This window comes from Sphingomonas aurea, from assembly GCF_030678875.1.
GTDB lineage: Bacteria > Pseudomonadota > Alphaproteobacteria > Sphingomonadales > Sphingomonadaceae > Sphingomonas > Sphingomonas aurea.
Genome location: NZ_JAUUDS010000010.1, coordinates 1 through 20,702, shown reverse-complemented (window position 1 = coordinate 20,702; position 20,702 = coordinate 1). Strand labels below are relative to the sequence as shown.

Annotated in this window: 18 protein-coding genes; 5 read left to right on the top strand and 13 right to left on the bottom strand. The window is 69.1% G+C overall.

Annotated features, from left to right (window positions below; all coding sequences use genetic code 11):
* Window positions 1-42: 42 nt before the first annotated feature.
* Together Q5H91_RS14865 and Q5H91_RS14860 are read right to left on the bottom strand one after the other, a co-directional pair.
* Window positions 43-381, bottom strand: a complete 339-nt coding sequence (locus Q5H91_RS14865) for a phasin family protein (protein WP_305174229.1) — start codon at window positions 379-381, stop codon at window positions 43-45.
* A 15-nt stretch (window positions 382-396) separates the two neighbouring features.
* On the bottom strand, window positions 397-849 hold the full coding sequence (locus Q5H91_RS14860) for a homogentisate 1,2-dioxygenase (protein WP_305174228.1): 453 nt from the start codon (window positions 847-849) through the stop codon (window positions 397-399).
* Window positions 850-1,093: 244 nt separating this feature from the next.
* On the opposite strand from Q5H91_RS14860, the gene acnA reads away from it, so the two are divergent.
* Together acnA and Q5H91_RS14850 are read left to right on the top strand one after the other, a co-directional pair.
* Entirely contained in the window at window positions 1,094-3,781 is a 2,688-nt protein-coding gene (acnA, locus tag Q5H91_RS14855; protein ID WP_305174227.1) for an aconitate hydratase AcnA, read from the top strand.
* Window positions 3,778-4,188 carry a DUF2147 domain-containing protein gene (locus Q5H91_RS14850; protein WP_305174226.1) on the top strand — a complete coding sequence of 137 codons (411 nt, stop codon included), beginning with the start codon at window positions 3,778-3,780 and terminating at the stop codon, window positions 4,186-4,188. The genes acnA and Q5H91_RS14850 overlap by 4 nt, the downstream gene beginning before the upstream one ends.
* Window positions 4,189-4,201: 13 nt before the next feature.
* Here the strand turns inward: Q5H91_RS14850 and Q5H91_RS14845 are convergent, their stop codons facing one another.
* From Q5H91_RS14845 to Q5H91_RS14805, 9 genes are all read right to left on the bottom strand, one after another.
* Window positions 4,202-5,680 (bottom strand): amino acid permease, encoded by a 1,479-nt coding sequence (locus Q5H91_RS14845; protein WP_370655275.1) that lies wholly within the window; start codon window positions 5,678-5,680, stop codon window positions 4,202-4,204.
* Between the two features lie 42 nt (window positions 5,681-5,722).
* Entirely contained in the window at window positions 5,723-6,076 is a 354-nt protein-coding gene (locus tag Q5H91_RS14840) for a HesB/IscA family protein (RefSeq protein WP_305174224.1), read from the bottom strand.
* Window positions 6,076-6,519 (bottom strand): SUF system Fe-S cluster assembly protein, encoded by a 444-nt coding sequence (locus tag Q5H91_RS14835; RefSeq protein ID WP_305174223.1) that lies wholly within the window; start codon window positions 6,517-6,519, stop codon window positions 6,076-6,078. The genes Q5H91_RS14840 and Q5H91_RS14835 overlap by 1 nt, the downstream gene beginning before the upstream one ends.
* 13 nt (window positions 6,520-6,532) lie before the next feature.
* Complete coding sequence (locus tag Q5H91_RS14830; protein WP_305174222.1) at window positions 6,533-7,738, bottom strand: cysteine desulfurase; 1,206 nt, start codon at window positions 7,736-7,738, stop codon at window positions 6,533-6,535.
* A 154-nt stretch (window positions 7,739-7,892) separates the two neighbouring features.
* On the bottom strand, window positions 7,893-8,963 hold the full coding sequence (locus Q5H91_RS14825) for a SufD family Fe-S cluster assembly protein (protein ID WP_305174303.1): 1,071 nt from the start codon (window positions 8,961-8,963) through the stop codon (window positions 7,893-7,895).
* The gene (sufC, locus tag Q5H91_RS14820; RefSeq protein ID WP_305174302.1) at window positions 8,963-9,706 is read right to left on the bottom strand and encodes a Fe-S cluster assembly ATPase SufC; all 744 of its coding nucleotides are present in this window, start codon (window positions 9,704-9,706) and stop codon (window positions 8,963-8,965) included. Before sufC ends, Q5H91_RS14825 begins: the two co-directional genes overlap by 1 nt.
* A 2-nt stretch (window positions 9,707-9,708) precedes the next feature.
* The gene (locus tag Q5H91_RS14815; protein WP_305174221.1) at window positions 9,709-10,101 is read right to left on the bottom strand and encodes an endonuclease domain-containing protein; all 393 of its coding nucleotides are present in this window, start codon (window positions 10,099-10,101) and stop codon (window positions 9,709-9,711) included.
* 80 nt (window positions 10,102-10,181) lie between these two features.
* Window positions 10,182-11,654, bottom strand: coding sequence for a Fe-S cluster assembly protein SufB (sufB, locus tag Q5H91_RS14810; RefSeq protein ID WP_305174301.1), 1,473 nt, complete (start codon window positions 11,652-11,654; stop codon window positions 10,182-10,184).
* The gene (locus Q5H91_RS14805) at window positions 11,654-12,070 is read right to left on the bottom strand and encodes an SUF system Fe-S cluster assembly regulator (protein ID WP_305174220.1); all 417 of its coding nucleotides are present in this window, start codon (window positions 12,068-12,070) and stop codon (window positions 11,654-11,656) included. Before Q5H91_RS14805 ends, sufB begins: the two co-directional genes overlap by 1 nt.
* Before the next feature lie 189 nt (window positions 12,071-12,259).
* Between Q5H91_RS14805 and Q5H91_RS14800 the strand changes: the two genes are divergently transcribed.
* The 3 genes from Q5H91_RS14800 to Q5H91_RS14790 are packed head-to-tail and all read left to right on the top strand — an operon-like array spanning window position 12,260 to window position 16,904.
* Window positions 12,260-13,288, top strand: coding sequence for a quinone-dependent dihydroorotate dehydrogenase (locus Q5H91_RS14800; RefSeq protein WP_305174219.1), 1,029 nt, complete (start codon window positions 12,260-12,262; stop codon window positions 13,286-13,288).
* Window positions 13,289-13,328: 40 nt separating this feature from the next.
* Complete coding sequence (locus tag Q5H91_RS14795; RefSeq protein ID WP_305174218.1) at window positions 13,329-15,059, top strand: gamma-glutamyltransferase family protein; 1,731 nt, start codon at window positions 13,329-13,331, stop codon at window positions 15,057-15,059.
* A 57-nt stretch (window positions 15,060-15,116) separates the two neighbouring features.
* On the top strand, window positions 15,117-16,904 hold the full coding sequence (locus Q5H91_RS14790) for an AMP-dependent synthetase/ligase (RefSeq protein WP_305174217.1): 1,788 nt from the start codon (window positions 15,117-15,119) through the stop codon (window positions 16,902-16,904).
* Here Q5H91_RS14790 and Q5H91_RS14785 read toward each other — a convergent pair.
* Both Q5H91_RS14785 and Q5H91_RS14780 read right to left on the bottom strand, forming a co-directional pair.
* Window positions 16,901-17,773 (bottom strand): hypothetical protein, encoded by an 873-nt coding sequence (locus Q5H91_RS14785; RefSeq protein WP_305174216.1) that lies wholly within the window; start codon window positions 17,771-17,773, stop codon window positions 16,901-16,903. The two genes, Q5H91_RS14790 and Q5H91_RS14785, sit on opposite strands and share 4 nt — an antisense overlap.
* Before the next feature lie 86 nt (window positions 17,774-17,859).
* Window positions 17,860-20,702 (bottom strand): M16 family metallopeptidase (locus Q5H91_RS14780; protein WP_370655273.1); only part of this gene is annotated, 2,843 nt, incomplete at its 5' end.

Genomic DNA, 20,702 nt, shown 5'->3' with positions numbered 1-20,702 from the left:
CATGCCGGGTCTGTCCCGGCATGACGTGAAGAGAGGCCGGCCTTACTCCTGCGCAGCGCCGCCCTTCAGCGGCGCGACCGCGTCGCGGCCGAACTGCATGATGAGCTCGCCCATCTCGCGCGCCTGCGCCATCGAGCGGCTGCCCTGCTCGCGCAGATAGTCGCCCTGGATCTTCATGACCTCGGCCAAATCCTTTGCCTGCGCCGCCGCGCGCATCGCGGCGAACGCCTCCTGCGCATTTGCCTCGGCCTGCTCGATCATCTTGACGCCGACTGCGGAGCCGCCCTCGGCCATCTTCTGGCCCGTCGCCTGCATCGCCTCGCCCGCCTGTCCCATGCGACTGGCACCGGCCTTCGCCATGTCCTCGAACTTGTCCGCCATGTCGTTTCTCCTTGGTTATTGGCTTGCCAGCATCACCTGGATGCGTGGCGCTTTCGCGCCAGAGACTTGCAGCGTGTAGTGACCCGGCTTCAGGTCGAAATCGACCATCTTGCGCACGCCCGAACAGGGCGCTCCGTGCCCATGCGCGACGGAGGTCAGCGCGAGCTTGTCGGCGACCAGATCTATCCAGGCCGCGCCGTCGAGCATGATGCGATAGCGTCCTGCCGCCTCGACCGTCACCTCCGCCGTTCCGCCGAAGCTGCCTGCATCCGCCTTATGTCCCGGCGGTGGGGTGAAACCCTGCCGTGCGGCAGGCACCAGCGCGAGACTCGTCGACCGGCCCGGCGTCAGCGCGCCGCCGCTGGCGACGGGCACCGGCTGAGCCCAGCCCGGCACTTCGGCAGGCGCGGCACCGGACGGACACGGCGCCGCCTGCAACGCCATCGCCAGCACCCATGCCATCGTCATCGACCCGTCTCCTTCACCCGTGCCGCTTGTCCGCCACCCGCGGGCATAGGTCCAGCGCTTTCCGGCTCTGCCGCCCCCCTCAACGAGCGATCGCCGGATTGCGATCCATTCTCACCGCCCTAGCGGTTCCCATGGCGCCGTCCCCCTGCTATCGCGCGCCCATTCGAACCCACCGACGCCCTCGCGCCCGCGCGGCCACGCCGCCCTGTCCGGACGCCGACGGCGTAACAGGTAAAGGACGCACATGACCGCCATCGGCCAGGACACGCTCAAGACCCGCTCAACCCTCACCGCCGGCGGCAAGACCTACGACTATTTCAGCCTGGCAAAGGCGGCGGAGAAGTTCGGCGACATCAGCCGCCTGCCCTTCTCGATGAAGGTGCTGCTGGAGAATATGCTCCGCTTCGAGGACGGCGTGACCGTGACCGAGGCAGACGTGCAGGCGATCGTCGACTGGCAGCAGGACGCGCGCTCGAACCGCGAGATCCAGTATCGCCCGGCGCGGGTGCTGATGCAGGACTTCACCGGCGTGCCCTGCGTCGTCGATCTGGCGGCGATGCGTGACGCGATCACGAAGCTGGGCGGCGACGCGGCCAAGATCAATCCGCAGGTGCCCGTCCACCTCGTGATCGACCACTCCGTCATGGTCGACGAGTTCGGCACGCCCAAGGCGTTCGAGGACAATGTCGACCTGGAATATCAGCGCAACATGGAGCGCTACGAGTTCCTGAAGTGGGGGTCGAAGGCGCTCAACAACTTCCAGGTCGTGCCGCCGGGCACCGGCATCTGCCATCAGGTCAATCTGGAATATGTCAGCCAGGCGATCTGGTCCTCCACCGAGACCGGCGAGCATGCCGGCGGGTCTGCCGCCATCGCCTACCCGGACACGCTGGTCGGCACCGACAGCCACACCACCATGGTCAACGGCCTGGGCGTGCTCGGCTGGGGCGTCGGCGGGATCGAGGCGGAAGCCGCGATGCTCGGCCAGCCGGTATCGATGCTGATCCCCGAGGTCGTCGGCTTCAAGCTGACCGGGCAGCTGGCGGAGGGCATCACCGCCACCGACTTGGTGCTGACCGTGACGCAGATGCTGCGCAAGAAGGGCGTCGTCGGCCGCTTCGTCGAATTCTACGGCCCCGGCCTTGCTTCGATGACCCTCGCCGACCGCGCGACGATCGCCAACATGGCCCCCGAATACGGCGCGACCTGCGGCTTCTTCCCGATCGACGAGCGGACGATGGACTACATGCGCCTGACCGCGCGCAGCGAAGAGAACATTGCGCTGGTCGAGGCGTACGCCAAGGAAAACGGCTTCTGGCGCCACGACGATGCGCCCGACCCGATCTTCACCGATACGCTGGAACTCGACATGGGCACCGTCGTGCCCTCGCTCGCCGGGCCGAAGCGCCCACAGGACAAGGTGTCGCTGAACAAGGTCGACGAGGTGTTCAACGGCGACCTGTTCAAGGTCTATCACAAGGAACAGCCAGAGCGCGCCGCGGTCGAGGGTGCCGCCCATGACATCGGCGACGGCGACGTGGTGATCGCCGCGATCACCAGCTGCACCAACACCTCCAATCCCTCGGTCCTCGTCGCCGCCGGCCTCGTCGCGCGCAAGGCGCGCGCGCTGGGGCTGACCGCCAAACCGTGGGTGAAGACCTCGCTGGCGCCCGGATCGCAGGTGGTCACCGATTATCTCGACAAGGCGGGGCTGACCGAAGATCTGAACGCGCTTGGCTTCAATCTGGTCGGCTATGGCTGCACCACCTGCATCGGCAATTCGGGGCCGCTGGCAGCACCGATCTCGGCCGCGATCAACGAGAATGACCTGGTCGCCGCCTCGGTCCTGTCGGGCAACCGCAACTTCGAGGGGCGCGTGTCGCCCGACGTCCGCGCCAACTTCCTCGCCAGCCCGCCGCTGGTCGTCGCCTACGCCATCAAGGGCACCGTCACGACCGACATGATCGCGACCCCGCTGGGTCAGGGCAAGGACGGGCAGGACGTGTTCCTGAAGGACGTCTGGCCGTCGAACGACGAGGTCCGCTCGGTCATGGACGCCAACATCGACGACGCCATGTTCCGCAGCCGCTATGGCAACGTCTATCAGGGCGATGCGAAGTGGTCGGGCATCGACGTGACCGGCTCGGCGACCTACGCCTGGCCCGCCGCCTCCACCTATGTCGCCAACCCGCCCTATTTCGACGGGCTGGAGATGACCCCGGCACCGGTCGGCGACATCATCAAGGCGAAGCCGCTGGCGATCCTGGGCGACTCGATCACCACCGACCACATCTCGCCCGCCGGCTCGATCAAGGCGGACAGCCCGGCCGGACGCTGGCTGTCGGAGCGGCAGGTCAGCCGTGCCGACTTCAACAGCTATGGCGCGCGGCGCGGCAACGATCAGGTGATGGTGCGCGGCACCTTCGCCAACATCCGCATCCGCAACGAGATGGTGCCGGGCGTCGAGGGCGGGATGACCCGCTACAATGGCGAGACGATGGCGATCTACGACGCCGCGATGCGCCACAAGGCGGACGGCACGCCGCTCGTCATCGTCGCAGGCAAGGAATACGGCACCGGATCGTCGCGCGATTGGGCGGCGAAGGGCACCAACCTGCTCGGCGTCCGCGCGGTCATCACCGAGAGTTTCGAGCGCATCCACCGCTCGAACCTGGTCGGCATGGGCGTGCTGCCGCTCCAGTTCGCCGAGGGGGTGACGCGCGAGACGCTGGGCCTTACCGGCGACGAGACGTTCACGATCACCGGCGTCGCCTCGCTGCGTCCGCGTCAGGACGTCGAGGTGACGATGGTCCGCGCAGACGGTTCGACCGAAACCTTCCAGACCCGCTGCCGGATCGATACCGTCAACGAGCTGGAATATTTCCTCAACGGCGGCATCCTGCAGTACGTGCTGCGCAAGCTGGCCGCGTGAGGGCGATCCTGGCCGCGGTGCTGGTTGCCGCGGCGGCCGGCACCGCGTTCGCGGCGCCGGCGCCGGTGACGGGCCGCTGGCTGACCCTGGAGGGCAAGGCGATCGTCGAGATCGCCCCCTGCGGCCGGGCGCTGTGCGGGCGTGTCGCCAAGGTGTTGAAGCCGCGGCCCGGCGGGCCGGCGGTGGACGCCAACAATCCGGACCCGGCCCTGCGGACGCGCCCGATCGAAGGTATCGCGATCCTCTCTGACTTCACCGCCGATGGCGACAAGTGGAAGGGGCGGATCTACGATCCCGAGTCGGGCCGCACCTATCGCTCCGAACTGCAGGCAGAGGGTGCGACGCTGAAGGTGAAGGGCTGCTGGGGCCCGTTCTGCCGCAACCAGGACTGGACGCGACTGCGCTGACGAGCGGCCGGCGTTACCACCGCCAGCGACGGTGGCGCCGGCGGACGCGATGCTCATAGGACCGCTCCGGATCGCCCGCCTCGCGCAACCGCTGGGCGTAGAGGAAATACACCGCCAGCCCGAGCAGGTTCCAGCACAGGAACCAGATCTGCGTCCGCTGCGGCAGGCTGGCGAACAGGTACAGGCATCCCCCGATCGCGGCCAGCCCGACCACCCAGGGCAAGGGCGTGCGGAACGGCCGCTTCATCTCCGGCGCGCGGCGGCGCATCACCAGCATGCAGACGCTGACCGCGACGAAGGCGGTCAGCGTACCGGCATTGGCAAGGGCGGCGATTGCGTCGATCGGCAGGAAGCCGGCGAACACCATCACCACCGCGGCGGTGAACAGCGTGATCCGCACCGGCGTGCCCCGCCGCGACACGGTGGCAAGGCTCGCGGGCAGCAGCCGGTCGCGCGCCATGACGAAGAAGATGCGGCTCTGCCCATAGAGGAACGCCAGGATCACGGTTGGCAGCGCGACCACCGCCGATGCGGCGAGGAAGGTCGCGACGTGGCGTCGGCCCAGCTCGCGCAGGATCAGCGCCAGCGGCTCCGGACTGTCGGCGAAGCGGGTGAAGGACAGTGCGCCCACCGCCGCGACCGCGACGATCATGTAGATGGCGACGCAGGCGACCATCGACCCGACGATCCCGATCGCCAGGTCGCGACCCGGGTTCTTCGCCTCCTCCGCCGCGGTCGAGATCGCGTCGAAGCCGTAGAAGGCGAAGAAGATGATCGCGGCCGCCGCCATCACGCCCCGCTCCGCTCCGTCCGGCGAGGCCGTCTTGCCGAAGCCGAAGGGCGAGAAGGGATGGAGGTTCGCCGCATCGAAATAGGGCAGCGCCACCACGACGAAGATCGCCAGCGCGACCATCTTCACGACCACCAGCACCGCATTCACCGTCGCACTCTCGCGCGTGCCGAGCGTCAGGACGCCGGCGACCAGCGCGACGATCAGCAGCGCCGGCACGTTCACCCCGCCCTCGACCAGTGCGCCCTGGCTGAAGATCGGCCCATGGGCGAGCGCATCGGGCAGGTGGATGCCGAGCCCCGTCAGGAACCCGACCGCATAGCCCGACCAGCCGACCGCCACCGTCGCCACCACCAGCGTATATTCGGCGAGCAGGCTCCACCCGACGACCCAGGCGATCACCTCTCCCAGTACCGCGTAGCTATAGGTATAGGCGCTGCCCGACACCGGCATCATCGTCGCCATCTCGGCATAGGCGAGCGCGGCGCAGGCGCAGATCGCACCGGCGATGGCGAAGGACAGGATGACCGCAGGCCCGGCCCGGTCGGCGCCGACGCCGATCAGCGTCAGGATGCCGGTGCCGACGATCGCACCGACGCCGAGCGCGACGAGGTGCGGCCAGGACAGGGTCCGCGCCAGCCGGTGCCCGCCGGCATCGGCGTCCGGCAACGTGATGTCCTTGCGCCTGAACAGTCCCTGCAATCCGACCTCCCGTTCGTGTCAGGAGATACTACACGGACCGGGTCAGACGGTGAAGCTCTCCCCGCAACCGCAGGCGCCCTTGGCATTGGGGTTGGCGAACACGAAGCCGGCGGTGAAGTCGTCCTCCACCCAGTTCATCGTCGAGCCGATCAGGTAGAGGATCGACCCGCCATCGACGAACAGCGTGCCACCGGGCGTCTCGATCTTCTCGTCGAAGGGCTTCGCCTCGGTCACATAGTCGACCGAATAGGCGAGGCCGGAGCAGCCGCGGCGCGGGGTCGACAGCTTCACCCCGATCGTCCCGTCCGGCGCGCGGGCCATCAGGTCGGCGATCCGCGCCTCGGCAGTCGGCGTCAGGTTCAGCGCCGCGGGGCGTGGGCGGAGCGTGGTGGCCATCAGAGCATCCCCAGTTCGAGCTTGGCCTCGTCGGACATCTTCTGCGGGTCCCACGGCGGATCCCAGACGAGATTGACGTCGGCGGTGGCGATGCCCGGCACCGCGGCGACGCGCAGCTCGACCTCGGCCGGCATCGACTCGGCGACCGGACAGTGCGGGGTGGTCAGCGTCATCGTCACCGCGGCATGGCCGCCGTCTGCGACCTCGACCCCGTAGATCAGGCCCAGGTCATAGATATTGACCGGGATCTCGGGATCGAAAATATCCTTCAGCGCGTCGATCACCGCCTCGTACAGCGCGCCGCCCGGCTCGCCGGGGGTGTCGCCCTGCGGCTTCTGCGCGAGGAACCCGGACAGGTAATCGCGCTCACGCGGCGCGTCGTCGACCCGTGCCTTGGGCGGCGGGGCGACGCCCTCCACCTCCTCGATCTCGAAACTGCTCATCCGAAGATCCCATTCATCCAAAAATTCGCGTTACTCTCTCGATCCCGCGCGCCAGCGCCTCGACATCGGCAGGGCCGTTATAGACGCCGAAGCTGGCCCGCGCCGTCGCCGGGACGCCAAGCGCGTCCATCAGCGGCTGCGCGCAGTGATGGCCGGCGCGGATCGCGACCTGCTGCTCGTCCAAGATGGTGCCGATGTCGTGGGGATGCACCCCCTCGATCGCGAAACTGACGATGCCGGCCGCGTCCGCCGGCCCGAACAGGCGGACACTGTTGATGCTGCCGAGCGCGTCGCGCGCCTGCGCCACCAGCGCGCCCTCGTGCACGTGGATGCGCTCCAGCCCGATCGCCTCGACATAATCGATCGCGGCGTGCAGCCCCAGCGCGCCGACGATATGCGGCGTCCCTGCCTCGAACCGCCCCGGCGGCGGAGCATAGGTCGTCTTCTGGAAGGTCACGCGGTCGATCATCGACCCGCCGCCCTGCCACGGCGGCATCGCGTCGAGCAGCTCCGCCTTCGCCCACAGCACGCCGATCCCGGTCGGGCCGTAGAGCTTGTGGCCCGAGAAGACGTAGAAGTCGCAGTTGAGCGCGGTCACGTCGACCGGCAGCCTGGGCACGGCCTGGCACCCGTCGATCAGGATCTTCGCCCCCACGCCGTGCGCCAATGCGGTCGCGCGCGCCACGTCGAGCACCGAGCCGAGCACGTTCGACACATGCGCAAGCGCCACCAGCTTGTGTGCCGGGGTCAGCATCGCTTCCACCGCGTCCAGGTCGATGCGGCCGTCGGCGGTCAGCGGCGCGACGTCGATCGCGGCGCCGACCCGCTCGGCGACCATCTGCCACGGCACGATGTTGCTGTGATGCTCCAGCATCGACAGGAGGATGCGGTCGCCGGCCTTCAGCTGGGTGGCCGCCCAGCACTGCGCGACCAGGTTGATCCCCTCGGTCGCGCCGCGCACGAAGACGATCTCGTCCGCCGATCCCGCGCCGATGAAGCCGGCAACGCGCTGGCGCGCGGCCTCATAGGCCAGGGTCATGTCGGCCGAGCGCTGGTACACGCCGCGATGGACGGTGGCGTAGGTCTCGCCGTAGGCGCGGGTGATCGCGTCGACGACGGCCTGCGGCTTCTGCGCGGTCGCGGCGGTGTCGAGATAGGCCCAGCCCGCCGGGATGGCAGGAAAGTCGGCGAGCGCGTCGAGGGGTTGCGAGTCGGTCATGCCGCCTTCCCCCGATTTTCGCGGAACCGGACACTACACCCCCCCTCGCGTGTCCGGTTCCGACGATCCGGGCCGCCGCGGGGGACGGTGGCGGACGCGAGACGGCAGGCGGTCATGCCGCCCGTGTCGCAGATCGAGGAGGTGTAGGACAGCATCACAAGGCCCGCTCCAGCCAGGCATCCGCATCCGCCACGAACGCCTCGCGCACCGTCTCGTCGGCGATCCGGTCGAGCGCGTCCGCCACGAACGCCCGAGTCAGCAGCGCCTGCGCGCGCGGCTTCGCGATGCCGCGGCTCTGCATGTAGAACAGCGCGCGGGCATCCAGCTCGCCGACCGTCGCGCCATGGGCGCATTTCACGTCGTCGGCGAAAATCTCCAGCTCGGGCTTCAGGTTCACGGTCGCGGTGCGTTGCAGGAGGAGGCCGCGTAACGACTGCTCGCCATCGGTCTTCTGCGCGTCGCGCGCCACCTCGACCGCGGCGGCGAGGCTGGCGGTCGAGCGGTCCGCCGCCACTGCGCGCCACAGCTGGTGCGACTGGCCGTTGGGCTCGGCATGGCGAACGCGGACGGCGCATTCCTGCCGCTGCTCGGCCGCGGTCAGCAGCGCCCCGCCATATTCGGCGAACGCCCCCTCGCCCGTCAGCGTCAGCGCCGCGTCGAAGCGGGTGCTCGCCGTGGCGGCGCCCAGCGTCACGCAGACGAAGCTCGCCGCCTCGCCGATCACCACCTCGTCGCGGGCCGAGACGAAGCCCTCGGCATCGACCACACGCACCGCGCGCATCACCCGCGCGCCGCGTGCCAGGTCGAACCGGGTCAGCGCGTTGGACCAGCCGGCACCGGTATAGGTCTCGACGAGCGTCAGCACCGCATCCTCGCCGAGCGCGATCTCGAGCGGGGTGTGGCTGTCCTCGCCCGCATTGACGCGCGCGATCTCGATCGTGGTGACGGAGCGGGGCGCGAGCGCGATGCGGTGCCCCTGCCCGCCCGCGTGGCGGCCGAGCGCGTGGTCGCTGGCGATGGCGGCGCGTTCGATCGTCAGGTCAACCGCGCGGCTCAGATGATCGACAAGGTGTCCATCGACGATCACCAGCCGCTGCGCGTCCGGCAGGATCGGATCGGGCACCGTCGCCGACTCCGCCGGCAGCGCGCGCGCGGCCTGCAACGCGGCAAGGTCCGCCCAGCGGAACGCCTCGTCGCGGTTGGTCGGCAGCTCGGCGGTGGCGATCACGCGGCGACCCCGGCATAGCCCTCGCGCTCCAGCTCATGCGCCAGCTCGGCGCCGCCGGAGCGGACGATGCGGCCGTCGGCCAGCACATGGACGAAGTCCGGCTTCACGTAATCGAGCAGCCGCTGGTAATGGGTGATGAGCAGCACCGCCTTGTCCGGCGCCCGCATGATGCGGTTGATGCCGTCGCCGACGATGCGCAGCGCGTCGATGTCGAGGCCGGAGTCCGTCTCGTCGAGGATCGCGAACTTGGGGTTCACGATGCCCATCTGCACCATCTCGTTGCGCTTCTTCTCGCCGCCCGAGAAACCGACATTGACCGGGCGCTTCAGCATCTCGGCGTCCATGTCGAGCTTCTTGGCTTCTTCGCGCGCCAGCTTCAGGAACTCCGCACCGGACAGCGGCTTCTCGTCGCGGGTTGCGCGCTGCGCGTTCAGCGCCTCGCGGAGGAACTGGACGTTCGACACGCCGGGAATCTCGACCGGATACTGGAAGCCCAGGAACAAGCCGGCGGCGGCGCGCTCGTGCGGCTCCAGGTCGAGCAGGTCCTGCCCGTCGAAGCTGACAGAGCCTTCGGTCACCTCGTAACCCGGCCGGCCACCCAGGACATAGCCGAGCGTCGACTTGCCGGCGCCGTTCGGCCCCATGATCGCGTGGATCTCGCCCGCGTTCACGGTGAGCGACAGGCCCTTGAGGATCGGCTTGCCGTCGATCTCGGCGTGGAGGTTTTCGATTTTCAGCATCGTCATCTTTCGAGCCCCTCCCCTTCAGGGGAGGGGTTGGGGTGGGGCGCCCGACACAAGGGCAATGATTGAAGTTCGGCGAGAAGGCGGACGAGTACGCCTTCGAGGTTCTGCATTACATCCGTGTTGGTGAAGCGGATGGTGCGATAGCCAAGGACGTGCAGCGCGGCATCGCGGCTCTGATCGGCAACGGCGTCACCATGGGTATGGCCGTCGATCTCGACGACTAGCCGAACGGCCGGGCAGAGGAAATCGGCGATGAACGCGCCGATCGTCGCCTGCCGGCGAAACTTGAAACCGCCGAGTTGCGATCGGGAAAGATTGGCCCAAAGGCGCCTCTCCGGCTCCGTCGGGTTACGGCGCATTTCCGATGCGAAGCTCTGCACGCGGGCCATGGCGTTCGCGGAGACGCCCCACCCCCGGCCCCTCCCCTGAAGGGGAGGGGAGTTGAGGCGCTGATTTTCTTCTCGGGGGGTCACCCGACTGACCCCTCCAGCGAAATCCCCAGCAGCTTCTGCGCCTCGACGGCGAATTCCATAGGCAGCTGCTGGAGCACCTCGCGCGCGAAGCCGTTGACGATCAGGGCGACCGCCGCCTCCTGATCCAGCCCGCGGCTCATCGCGTAGAACAGCTGGTCCTCGCTGATCTTCGACGTGGTCGCCTCGTGCTCGATCTGCGCGCTCGGGTTCTTCACCTCGATATACGGGATCGTGTGCGCGCCGCAGCGGTCGCCGAGCAGCAGGCTGTCGCATTGGGTGAAGTTGCGGACATTCTCGGCGGTCGGGCCGACCCTCACCAGCCCGCGATAGGTGTTGTCGCTGCGGCCGGCGGAGATGCCCTTCGACACGATGGTCGACCGGGTGTTCTTGCCGAGATGGATCATCTTGGTGCCGGTGTCCGCCTGCTGGCGGTTGTTGGTGACCGCGACCGAGTAGAACTCGCCGACCGACCCCTCGCCCGCCAGCACGCAGCTGGGGTATTTCCAGGTGATCGCGCTACCGGTCTCGACCTGGGTCCACGACACCTTGCTGTTGCGCCCCTGGCAGAGCGCGCGCTTGGTGACGAAATTGTAGATGCCGCCGACGCCATTCTCGTCGCCGGGATACCAGTTCTGGACGGTCGAATATTTGATCTCGGCATCGTCGAGCGCGACCAGTTCGACGACCGCTGCGTGGAGCTGGTTCTCGTCGCGCATCGGGGCGGTGCAGCCCTCGAGGTACGAGACATAGGCACCCTTGTCGGCGACGATCAGCGTGCGTTCGAACTGGCCGGTATTCTCGGCATTGATGCGGAAATAGGTCGACAACTCCATCGGGCAGCGCACGCCCTCCGGGATGTAGACGAAGGTGCCGTCGGAGAAGACCGCGCTGTTGAGCGTCGCGAAATAATTGTCGCGCTGCGGCACCACCTTGCCCAGCCACTTGCGGACGAGGTCGGGATACTCGCGCACCGCCTCCGAGATCGACAGGAAGATGACGCCGGCGCGCTTCAGCTCCTCGCGAAAGGTGGTCGCGACCGAGACGCTGTCGAACACCGCGTCCACCGCGACGCGGCGCGGCGGCTCGGCGCCTTCCACGTTCGCCAGCAGCTTCTGCTCCTCGATCGGGATGCCCAGCTTCTCGTAGGTGCGCCTGATCTCAGGGTCGAGCTCGTCGAGCGAGGCGATCGTCGCCTTCGCCTTGGGCTCGGCATAGTAATAGGCGTCCTGATAGTCGATCGGCGGGACGTTCAGCTTCGCCCAGTCCGGCGCCGCCATCGTCTGCCACAGGCGGAACGCCTTCAGCCGCCAGTCGAGCATCCATTCGGGCTCGTTCTTCTTGGCGCTGATATAGCGGACGGTGTCTTCGTTCAGCCCCTTGGGCGCGAAGTCCTGCTCGATGTCGGTGGCGAAGCCCCACTCGTACTTCTTGGCCACGGCCGCATAGGCCTCTGCGTTCTTCGTCGCCATCATGCGTTCTCCAAAACCGACAGCTGCGCGAGGCTGACCCCCGCGAGCGCGCCGCGGACCGCGCCGTTGACGGCACCCCAGTGCGGCTTGACCCGGCAACTCCCCTCGATCGCGCAGTCGTTCGCGCCATGCTCGACGCAGGACGTCAGCGCGATCGGCCCCTCCACCGCCTCGACGATGTCCGCCAGGCTGATCGCCGATGGCGGCCGCGCCAGGCGAAAGCCGCCGCCGGTGCCGCGCGCGCTCTCCAGCAGGCCGGCCGCGGCGAGGCGGCTGACCAGCTTCTGCGCGGTCGGCAGCGGCACGCCCGTTTCCTCGGCGAGCTGCGTCGCGTTCAGCCGCGCGACCCCGCCGCAGTGGCGCGCGGCGGCGGACAGCAGCACGATCGCATAATCGGCGAGGGAGGAGAGGCGCATGAGCTAATCGGACCAGTTCGTTCCGATTGCCAAATGGGCGTGCTGCGGTGCAGGATCAACCGCTATCTTTGCTAACGACTCGCAGGGGGATGCGTCAGCCCGCCCGCCGTCGTGCCGGGACGAGTCCGGGGTGACGAAGAAGGCGGGGCGGCCCTTCCGCCCCGCCGCAGACGCTGTAAAGACCGCCGCATGGCTTGGTATCACCCCGCCCTCTTCGCGCTGGATGCGGAAAACGCCCATGCGCTGACCGTCCGGGCGCTGTCGCTCTGGGGCAGGGCCGGCGCGCCGCTTGCGCGGCCGCTCGCCCCCGATCCGAGATTGGCGACACGGGTCGCCGGGCTCGACTTCGCCAATCCGGTCGGGCTGGCGGCGGGGGTGGACAAGAATGGCGAGGCGATCGCCGGCTTCTTCGGACTCGGCTTCGGTGCGGTCGAGATCGGCACGCTGACCCCCCGCCCGCAGCCGGGCAATCCGCGCCCGCGGCTGTTCCGCCTGCGCGAGGACCGGGCGGTGGTGAACCGCTACGGATTCAACAACGAGGGTTTGGCGGCCGGCCTCGCGCGGGTGCCGGCGAAGCGCGCCGGGGTGCTGGGCGTGAACGTCGGCGCCAACAAGGATTCGACCGACCGCATCGCCGACTATGCGACCAGCGTCGCCGCCGCGGCAAAGCTCGGCGACTATGTCACGATCAACATCTCCTCGCCCAACACGCCGGGCCTGCGCGACCTGCAGGGCGGGCAGGCGCTGGCCGACCTGCTCGCCGCCTGCGCCGCCGCACGGGGCACGACGCCGCTGTTCCTGAAGGTCGCGCCCGATCTGGAACCGGCGAACATCGACGAGATCGCCCGCGCCGCGATCGAGCACGGCGTCGCCGCGATCATCATCGGCAACACCACCGTCACCCGCCCCAATCTATCCTCGGCCCGAGCGGCCGAGACGGGCGGCCTGTCGGGCGCACCGCTGGCTCCGCTCGCCCGCCAGCGGCTGGGCGATTTCCGCCGGGCGACGGGCGGCGCGCTGCCGCTGGTCGCCGCCGGCGGGATCGGCTCGGGCGCGGAAGCCTATGCCCGCATTCGGGCCGGGGCGAGCCTGGTGCAGCTCTACACGGCGCTGGTCTATGAGGGACCGGGCCTGCCGGCGCGGATCAACCGCGACCTTGCCGCGCTGCTGGCACGCGACGGCTTCGCGCGCGTGGAAGAGGCGGTCGGTACAGCCTGACGGGTTGCCGCCTCCGCGAATGCCGTTACGGTTCGCGGTCATGACGACGCGCGCGCTTTCCCTTGCCCTGTTGCTCCTGTCCGCCGCCCCGGCGACCGCGAAGCCGGCCGCACAGGGGCCTGGTCAGGGGATGGTCAGCGCCGCCGACCCGCGCGCCGCGGCGGCGGGCGTCGAGATATTGCGCGCCGGCGGCAGCGCCACCGATGCGGCGATCGCGACGATGCTGGCGCTGAACGTGGTCGAGCCGCAGAGTTCGGGCATCGGCGGTGGCAGCTTCTGGGTCAGCCACAAGGCAGGCGGCCGGGGCGTGACGACGATCGACGCGCGTGAGGCCGCGCCCGCCGCCGCCGACCCGCGCTGGTTCTACGCGGCCGACGGCACCCCGATGAGCCATCCCCAGGCGGTGCCGGGCGGGCGCAGCGTCGGCGTGCCGGGCGCGTTGCGCGGCATGGCGCTGGCGCATCGCCAGTCGGGCACGCTGCCCTGGGCGCGGCTGTTCCAGCCGGCGATCCGCCTGGCGCGCGACGGCTTCGTCGCCAGTCCGCGCTTCGTCAACGCGGTGCGATCGTTCGGCGGGCACATGACGCCCGAGACGCGCGCGCTGTATGGCCAGCCCGCGGTCGGTGCGACGGTGCGCAACCCGGCGCAGGCCGAGCTGCTGGGCCGGATCGCGCGGCTCGGCCCGCACAGCTTCTATGTCGGGCCGCAGGCGACCAAGCTGGTCACCACCGTCAACACCGCCCAGCGCAATCCCTCGCGTATGACTGCCGGCGACCTGGCCAGCTACGACGCCAAGCCCCGGCCGCCGGTCTGTACCCGCTATCGCATCTATCGGATCTGCGGCATGGGCCCGCCATCGTCGGGCGGCATCACCGTGCAGATGATCCTGAAGCAGCTGGAGCGGTTCGACATGGCCGCGCTGGGCAAGGACTCCGCCCTGGCCTGGCACCTGTTCGCCGAGAGCAGCCGCCTGGCCTATGCCGATCGCGACCTCTACGTCGGCGATCCCGACTTCGTCTCGGTTCCGGTGAAGGGGCTGACCGATCCGCGCTATCTGGCCAGCCGATCGGCGTTGATCGACCCCGCCCGGACGATGGCGAGCGTGAGCGCCGGCACCCCGCCGGGCGCCCCCGCCCGCGTGCCGGCACCGGTCAGCGAGGTGGCAGGCACCACCGACCTCGCCGTCACCGACCGGCGCGGCAACGTCGTCGAGGTGACGTCCACGGTCGAGGGACCGTTCGGATCGGGGCTGAGCGTCGATGGTACGGTCCTGAACAACGAACTGACCGATTTCGACATCGTGCCGGTCAGGGACGGCGCACTCGTCGCCAACCGGGTCGAGGGCGGCAAGCGGCCGCGCAGCTCGATGGCGCCGACCATCGTCTACAATCCCGACGGCAGCGTCCGGCTGGCGCTGGGCGCGGCGGGCGGTTCGACGATCATCGCGCAGATCGCCAAGGCGCTGGTCGGCGTGCTCGACTGGAAGCTGAGCGCGCAGGACGCGATCGCGCTTGGCCTGGTCTATGCGCCGGGCAAGGCGGCGAACCTGGAACAGGGCACCGCGCTGGAGGCGATGGCGCCGGCACTTCGCAACCTGGGCGAGACGGTGCGGGTCACGCCGATGGGACTGAAGGCGAACGCGATCGAGCGGGTCGGCGGTCGCTGGGTCGGTGCCGCCGATCCGCGCAGCGAGGGCGTCGCGATGGCCGAGGACGGCAGCGTCGCACCGATCACCCGCGCCGTGCGGATCGACGCCGCCCCCCCGGAATAAGGCAGACCGAGCACAGGGCAACGCGCGACAGACGCGAGAACCCGATCAGGAGAGACGATGCGTACCCTCGAACACTTTCCCAACCTTGTCACCATGTTCTTCCAGCGCGCCCGCGAGCGTGGCGACGCGCCGTTCCTGTGGGCCAAGGCGGACGGGCGCTGGCAGTCGACCAGCTGGGCGGAGACGGCGCGACAGGTAGCGGCGCTCGCCACCGGGCTGAAGGCGATCGGGATGAAGCCGGGCGACCGCATCATGCTGGTCAGCGAGAACCGGCCGGAATGGTGCATCGCCGACCTGGCGATCATGGCCGCCGGCTGCGTGACCGTGCCGACCTATGTCACCAATACCGAGCGCGACCACCTGCATATCCTGGAAAATAGCGGCGCCTGCGGCATCATCGTGTCTTCCGCCAAGCTGGCCAAGGTGCTGCTGCCCGCGGTGCTGCGCTCGAACCAGGGGCAGACGGTGATCGGCATCGACGAGATGCGCGCACCGGCCGGCAGCATCGACTTCCACGACTGGCACCGGCTGATCGCCGACCACCCCGCCTCGCCCGACGCGGTGGCGGCAGAGGCGACGTTCGGGCGCAACGACCTGGCGTGCATCATCTACACCAGCGGAACCGGCGGCGCGCCGCGCGGGGTGATGCAGCATCACGGCGCGATCCTGCACAACGTCAACGGCTGCTGCACCGTCATTTCCGAGGATTTCGGCTGGGCGGACGAGGTGTTCCTGTCCTTCCTCCCCCTCTCCCACGCCTATGAGCATACCGGCGGGCAGCATTTTCCGATCGGGCTGGGCGGGCAGATCTATTATGCCGAGGGGCTGGACAAGCTGGCGGCGAATATCGAGGAGGTGCGCCCGACGATCATGGTCGTGGTGCCCCGCCTGTTCGAGGTGCTGCGCACGCGGATCTCGAAGGCGATCGAGAAGCAGGGCGGCCTGTCCCAGCGCCTGCTGGACCAGGCGCTGAAGGTCGGCGGGCGCCATTACGAGGGGCGGCTGCGGCTGGTCGACCGTCCGATGCAGCTGGTGGTCAATGCGCTGTTCAAGCCGAAGATCGGGAAGAAGTTCGGTGGCCGGCTGAAGGCGATGGTGTCGGGCGGGGCGCCGCTCAACCCGGAGATCGGCGTGTTCTTCCAGTCGCTCGGCCTTACCTTCCTGCAAGGCTATGGCCAGACCGAGGCGGCGCCCGTCATCTCCTGCAATCGCCCCTCGGCGGGACTGAAGATGGACACGGTCGGCCCGCCGCTCCCCAATACCGAGGTGCGGATCGCCGAGGATGGCGAGATCCTGGTCCGCGGCGAGCTGGTGATGCACGGATATTGGCGCAACGAGGCGGAGACCGCGCGCGTCCTGAAGGACGGCTGGCTCCATACCGGCGACATCGGCGAGATCGACGGGCGCGGCCGCATCCGCATCACCGACCGCAAGAAGGACCTCATCATCAACGACAAGGGCGACAATGTCGCGCCCCAGAAGGTCGAGGGCATGCTGACCCTGCAGCCAGAGATCGGTCAGGCGATGATCTATGGCGACCGCAAGCCGTATATGGTGGCGTTGATCGTGCCCGATCCGGAATGGACGCAGGAATGGTGCGCCAAGGGTGGCGGTCGCTGCGATTTCCCGAAGCTGGCCGACAATGCGGAATACCGCGCCGCGCTGAACGCCGCGGTGGAACGGGTGAACCGCGACCTCTCGGTCACCGAACGCATCCGCCGCTTCGTGCTCGCCGACGGCCCCTTCACGATCGAGAACGAGCAGCTGACGCCGAGCCTGAAGATCCGGCGCCACGTGATCCGGGGTGCCTATGCCGAGCGGCTGGAGGGGTTGTACCGGGGTTAGGGCCTATCCGGGCCGACTTCGGCGGCGCGCTCTGCGACGATCGTGCTGGCGATGCGGTCCAGCTTCAACGTCGCGCGCTCGTTCCCGGCGCCGGCATACAGCGCCTTCAGATACCCGCGGTCGAACGCGGTCATCTCCGCCGGCGGCGACGCGGATGTCGGATTGAACAGCGACATGATGGTGTCGATGCCCTGCACCGGCTGCGGGCGGATCATCGCCAGCGTGCGCAGCGCGGCGTAATCGGCGATCTGGATCGCCGTGCGCCCCGGCACCGCTACCCGGTCGATCAGCATGATCGACGCCTGGATGTCGCGGCGGACCGGCAGGACGATGTTCGAGGAGATTGACACGTTCAGCTGCGGCACGTCGGTCTGGGGATCGACGCTCATCCGCTCGCCGTCGCGGCTTACGATCTCGCTCGCCGTAAAGACGTGGACGGGACCCGGCTCCTCGACGATGCGGTGGATGTCGGCCAGGTCCATCCGCCAGAACCAGTCGGAATGCTTGGTGCGCAGCCAATCCATGTCGGCACGACCGTCGTTCACGAAGATCAGCAGCAGGTTGGGCCGGCAACCGTCGCCGGCCAGCTGCAATCCCGCAAGCTGCGCATCCGCAATGACGCGATCGGCGATGCTCGCCAGGAGGTCCTGCGGCAATCCGGCGGTGGCGAAGCAGATCGGAGCGGCGAAGCGCCCGACCGGCTCGTTACGATCGCGCTGCTGCGCCATCGCCCGGACGGCGGCGCTCACACGCTCCTTCTCGGCCTTGCTGCGCCCGGTCACGACGATCGTCGCCCTGTCCGTCGGCGTGGTCGCCGCATCCTGCGCGGTTACCGACGACGGCAGCGCCACAGCGCCGACAGCCAGCATCGTCAAAAACGATCGAAACACCACGCCCCTCCCCTGTCAAACCCCACCGCGACATCAGCACGCGCGACGGTATGTGAGCAAGCGATTCAGCGTGCGGCGGCCTTCGCCTTCGGCACCACCGCCATCGTCCAGTCGGTATCCGGCCGCAGATAGCGCGCGGCCAGTGCCTGGATGTCGGCCGGCGTCGTACCCACCAGATCGGTTCCGAGCGAGCGGATCGCGGTCAGGCGGCGAGGGTCATAGCTGCCGCCGCCCATCTGGTTCAGCCAGAACTGGCTGCTGGTCGAGGCGCGTAGCAACTGCTGCTGCATCGGTTTCAGGATACGCTCCAGCTCGTCGGCGCTGACCGGGTTCTTGGCGAGGTCCGCCGCGATCTCGCGCGACAGGCGGAAGAACAGGTCGACATTCTCCGGCGCGACCTGACCGATCGCGACCATCCGGCCGCCGCCGGTCATGCCGACCGGCCAGTCGCTGCTGACCGACGGGCTATAGCTGGCGCCGGTGCCCTGGCGCAGCCGCTCGAACAGCCGGTCCGAGAAAATCTGGGCGAGCACGTCGAGCTGGCGGCTGGTGCGGATCTCGGCGATGCCGCCGCCGGTCGGCCAGGCGATCACCGCCGCCGCCTGATTGTCGGCGCCGTCATGGGTGCGGATCACCGGCGTCGTGTTGTGCGCCGGGAAGGCGGGCGGGCGCGGTTGGTGGCTGTCGTCGCGCCGCGGCTTCATCGCCCCGAAGCTGGCCGCGACCGCCTGCACCGCCTCGTCGGTTTTCACGTCGCCGAACACCATTACCTCGATCGGCCCGGAGGCGAGGAGCGGCTGCCACAGCTTCTTGAAGTTCTTCGGCGTCAGGCCGGCGATCTGCGCGGGTGTCGGCGAGGTCCAGCGCGGGTCGCCGCTGCGCAGCAGCCCGTCAAGATCGCGGCCCAGCACACCAGAGGGCGAGGCGTCGTAGCCGGCCTGCGCCGCCTGCGCCGCCGCCCGCGCCCGTGCGATCGGCGCCGGGTCCCAGCCGGGATGGGCGAGCTTGGCCGCCATCAGCTTCAGCTGGTCCTGGTAATCGGCCGGCGAGGTCATCGCGCCGAGCAGGAACGCGTCGTCATCGATCCCGAAGTCCAGCCCGATCCGCCGCCCGGCGGTCAGCTGCTCCAGATCGTCCTGATCGAGCTTGCCGACGCCGCTCTCCATCAGCGCGCTGTCGCCCGCCCAGGCGGGACTGGCCTTGTCGACCGGCAGCTCGCCATAGCCGCCGCCGAAGCGGACGCGGACATAGACGCGGCCGGTTTCCGCCGGGTTGGAGAACACCAGTAGGCGCACGCCATTGGCGAAGGTCACCCGCTCCAGCCCGATCTCGGGCATCGACTGGCGCACCGTCACCTTGCCGGGCGCGCCGGGCGCCGGCAGGTCGGCGAAGGTCACGTCGGACTGGACCCGGCGTGTGCCGGCCAGGCCCGACACGTCCGCCTTCAGCGCCGCCGCCAGCTTTTCCGCGACCCCCGCCTCAGGCGTCGGCGTGTTGACCAGCGCGCGGGTGGCATCGCCCTGGAAGATCCGCTTCGTCGAGGCGAGCACGGTCGCGGGGGTGAACATCCCCTTGGCACGCGCATCCTTGAAGATCGCATAGGAGGTCGCCGGCGAGGTCACCGTCTCGCGGATATCGAGTGCGCCGGCCATGTCGTCGGCCTGCTTGCCGCCCGCCTCGACGCGCGACGTCTCGACGGTCGTACGCAGGATCGTGTCGTAATCGGCCAGTTCGCGGTCGATCTCGCCTTGCGTCGGCGCGGTCGCGACGGCGTCGGCGACCACAGCGCGCACGTCCTTCAGCGCCGCTTCCCACTGGTCGCCCACGGGGATGATGGTGGTGAAGGTGCCGTTGGCCGAGCGCGACTCGTCGTCGAGCGAGACGGACGCCTGCAGGAAGCTGCCCCCGGCCCGCGCACGCTGTTCCAGCCGGCGGCCGACCAGCCGCGCGGCGACGGTGTCGACCATCCGCTTCTGGTTGAACAGGATGGTGTCGGCGTTGAACTGCCACGGGCGCAGTACCGCGGTCGCGACGATCGAGGGCAGGCCGGGCTCGACCAAAGTCGCGGTCGGCGGCTTGGTCGGATCGGGCTTGCCGAAATCGGGTGCCGGCACGTCGGGTCCGTTCGGCTTCCACCCGGCGAAGTTCTTGACGACCAGCCGCGCGAGCAGCGCCGGGTCCATGTCGCCCGATACGATCACGACGGCGCGGCTGGGGCGATACCAGCGGTCGTGGAACGCCTTCATCGACGCACCCGTCGCCGTCGTCAGCGCCTTCTCGGTCCCGATCGGCGAGCGGTCGGCGAGCAGCTGGCCGGCGAAGAAGGTTTCGCGCAGCGCGTCCTGGAAGCGGACCTGCGGCCCCGGCTGCTCGCGCCGCTCGGCCAGCACGATTGAGCGCTCGGCATCGACCGCCTTGTCGTTCAGGATCGGCGCCGCCATCATCCCCGACAGGATGTGCAGGCTCTCGTCCAGCCCCGCCTCGGTCGCAGATGGCAGGTCGAGCTTGTAGAGCGTCTGGGTCGGGGTGGTCGACGCGTTCGAATCCGAGCCGAAGGTCGCGCCCAGCCGCTGCCACACCCGCTTCGCCTCGCCATCGGCGACATAGGCGGAGGAGCGGAACGACAGATGCTCGATGAAATGCGCGTAGCCGCGCTCCGCCTCGTTCTCGTAGAGCGAGCCGACGTCCATCGCGACGCGGACCGACACCTGCCCCGGCGGCACGCCGTTGCGCCGCACGGCATAGCGCAGGCCGTTGGGCAGGGTGCCGAAGCTCCACGCCGCATCGGGCTCGATATCGCTGCCCTTGTACAGCCAGGCGCTGGTGTCGACCGGCACCGGCGCCGGAGCGACCGGTGCCGGTGCCGGTGCCGGCTTGGCGGGCGCGACCTTCGCCTTGGGCGGCGGTG

Excerpts from the sequence above, each read along its gene's own strand:
- Q5H91_RS14865 (WP_305174229.1), bottom strand. The coding sequence starts at position 381 with ATGGCGGACAAGTTCGAGGACATGGCGAAGGCCGGTGCCAGTCGCATG.
- Q5H91_RS14860 (WP_305174228.1), bottom strand. The coding sequence starts at position 849 with ATGACGATGGCATGGGTGCTGGCGATGGCGTTGCAGGCGGCGCCGTGT.
- acnA (WP_305174227.1), top strand. The coding sequence starts at position 1,094 with ATGACCGCCATCGGCCAGGACACGCTCAAGACCCGCTCAACCCTCACC.
- Q5H91_RS14840 (WP_305174224.1), bottom strand. The coding sequence starts at position 6,076 with ATGGCCACCACGCTCCGCCCACGCCCCGCGGCGCTGAACCTGACGCCG.
- Q5H91_RS14835 (WP_305174223.1), bottom strand. The coding sequence starts at position 6,519 with ATGAGCAGTTTCGAGATCGAGGAGGTGGAGGGCGTCGCCCCGCCGCCC.
- Q5H91_RS14830 (WP_305174222.1), bottom strand. The coding sequence starts at position 7,738 with ATGACCGACTCGCAACCCCTCGACGCGCTCGCCGACTTTCCTGCCATC.
- sufC (WP_305174302.1), bottom strand. The coding sequence starts at position 9,706 with ATGCTGAAAATCGAAAACCTCCACGCCGAGATCGACGGCAAGCCGATC.
- Q5H91_RS14815 (WP_305174221.1), bottom strand. The coding sequence starts at position 10,101 with ATGGCCCGCGTGCAGAGCTTCGCATCGGAAATGCGCCGTAACCCGACG.
- sufB (WP_305174301.1), bottom strand. The coding sequence starts at position 11,654 with ATGGCGACGAAGAACGCAGAGGCCTATGCGGCCGTGGCCAAGAAGTAC.
- Q5H91_RS14805 (WP_305174220.1), bottom strand. The coding sequence starts at position 12,070 with ATGCGCCTCTCCTCCCTCGCCGATTATGCGATCGTGCTGCTGTCCGCC.
- Q5H91_RS14800 (WP_305174219.1), top strand. The coding sequence starts at position 12,260 with ATGGCTTGGTATCACCCCGCCCTCTTCGCGCTGGATGCGGAAAACGCC.
- Q5H91_RS14795 (WP_305174218.1), top strand. The coding sequence starts at position 13,329 with ATGACGACGCGCGCGCTTTCCCTTGCCCTGTTGCTCCTGTCCGCCGCC.
- Q5H91_RS14790 (WP_305174217.1), top strand. The coding sequence starts at position 15,117 with ATGCGTACCCTCGAACACTTTCCCAACCTTGTCACCATGTTCTTCCAG.
- Q5H91_RS14785 (WP_305174216.1), bottom strand. The coding sequence starts at position 17,773 with ATGCTGGCTGTCGGCGCTGTGGCGCTGCCGTCGTCGGTAACCGCGCAG.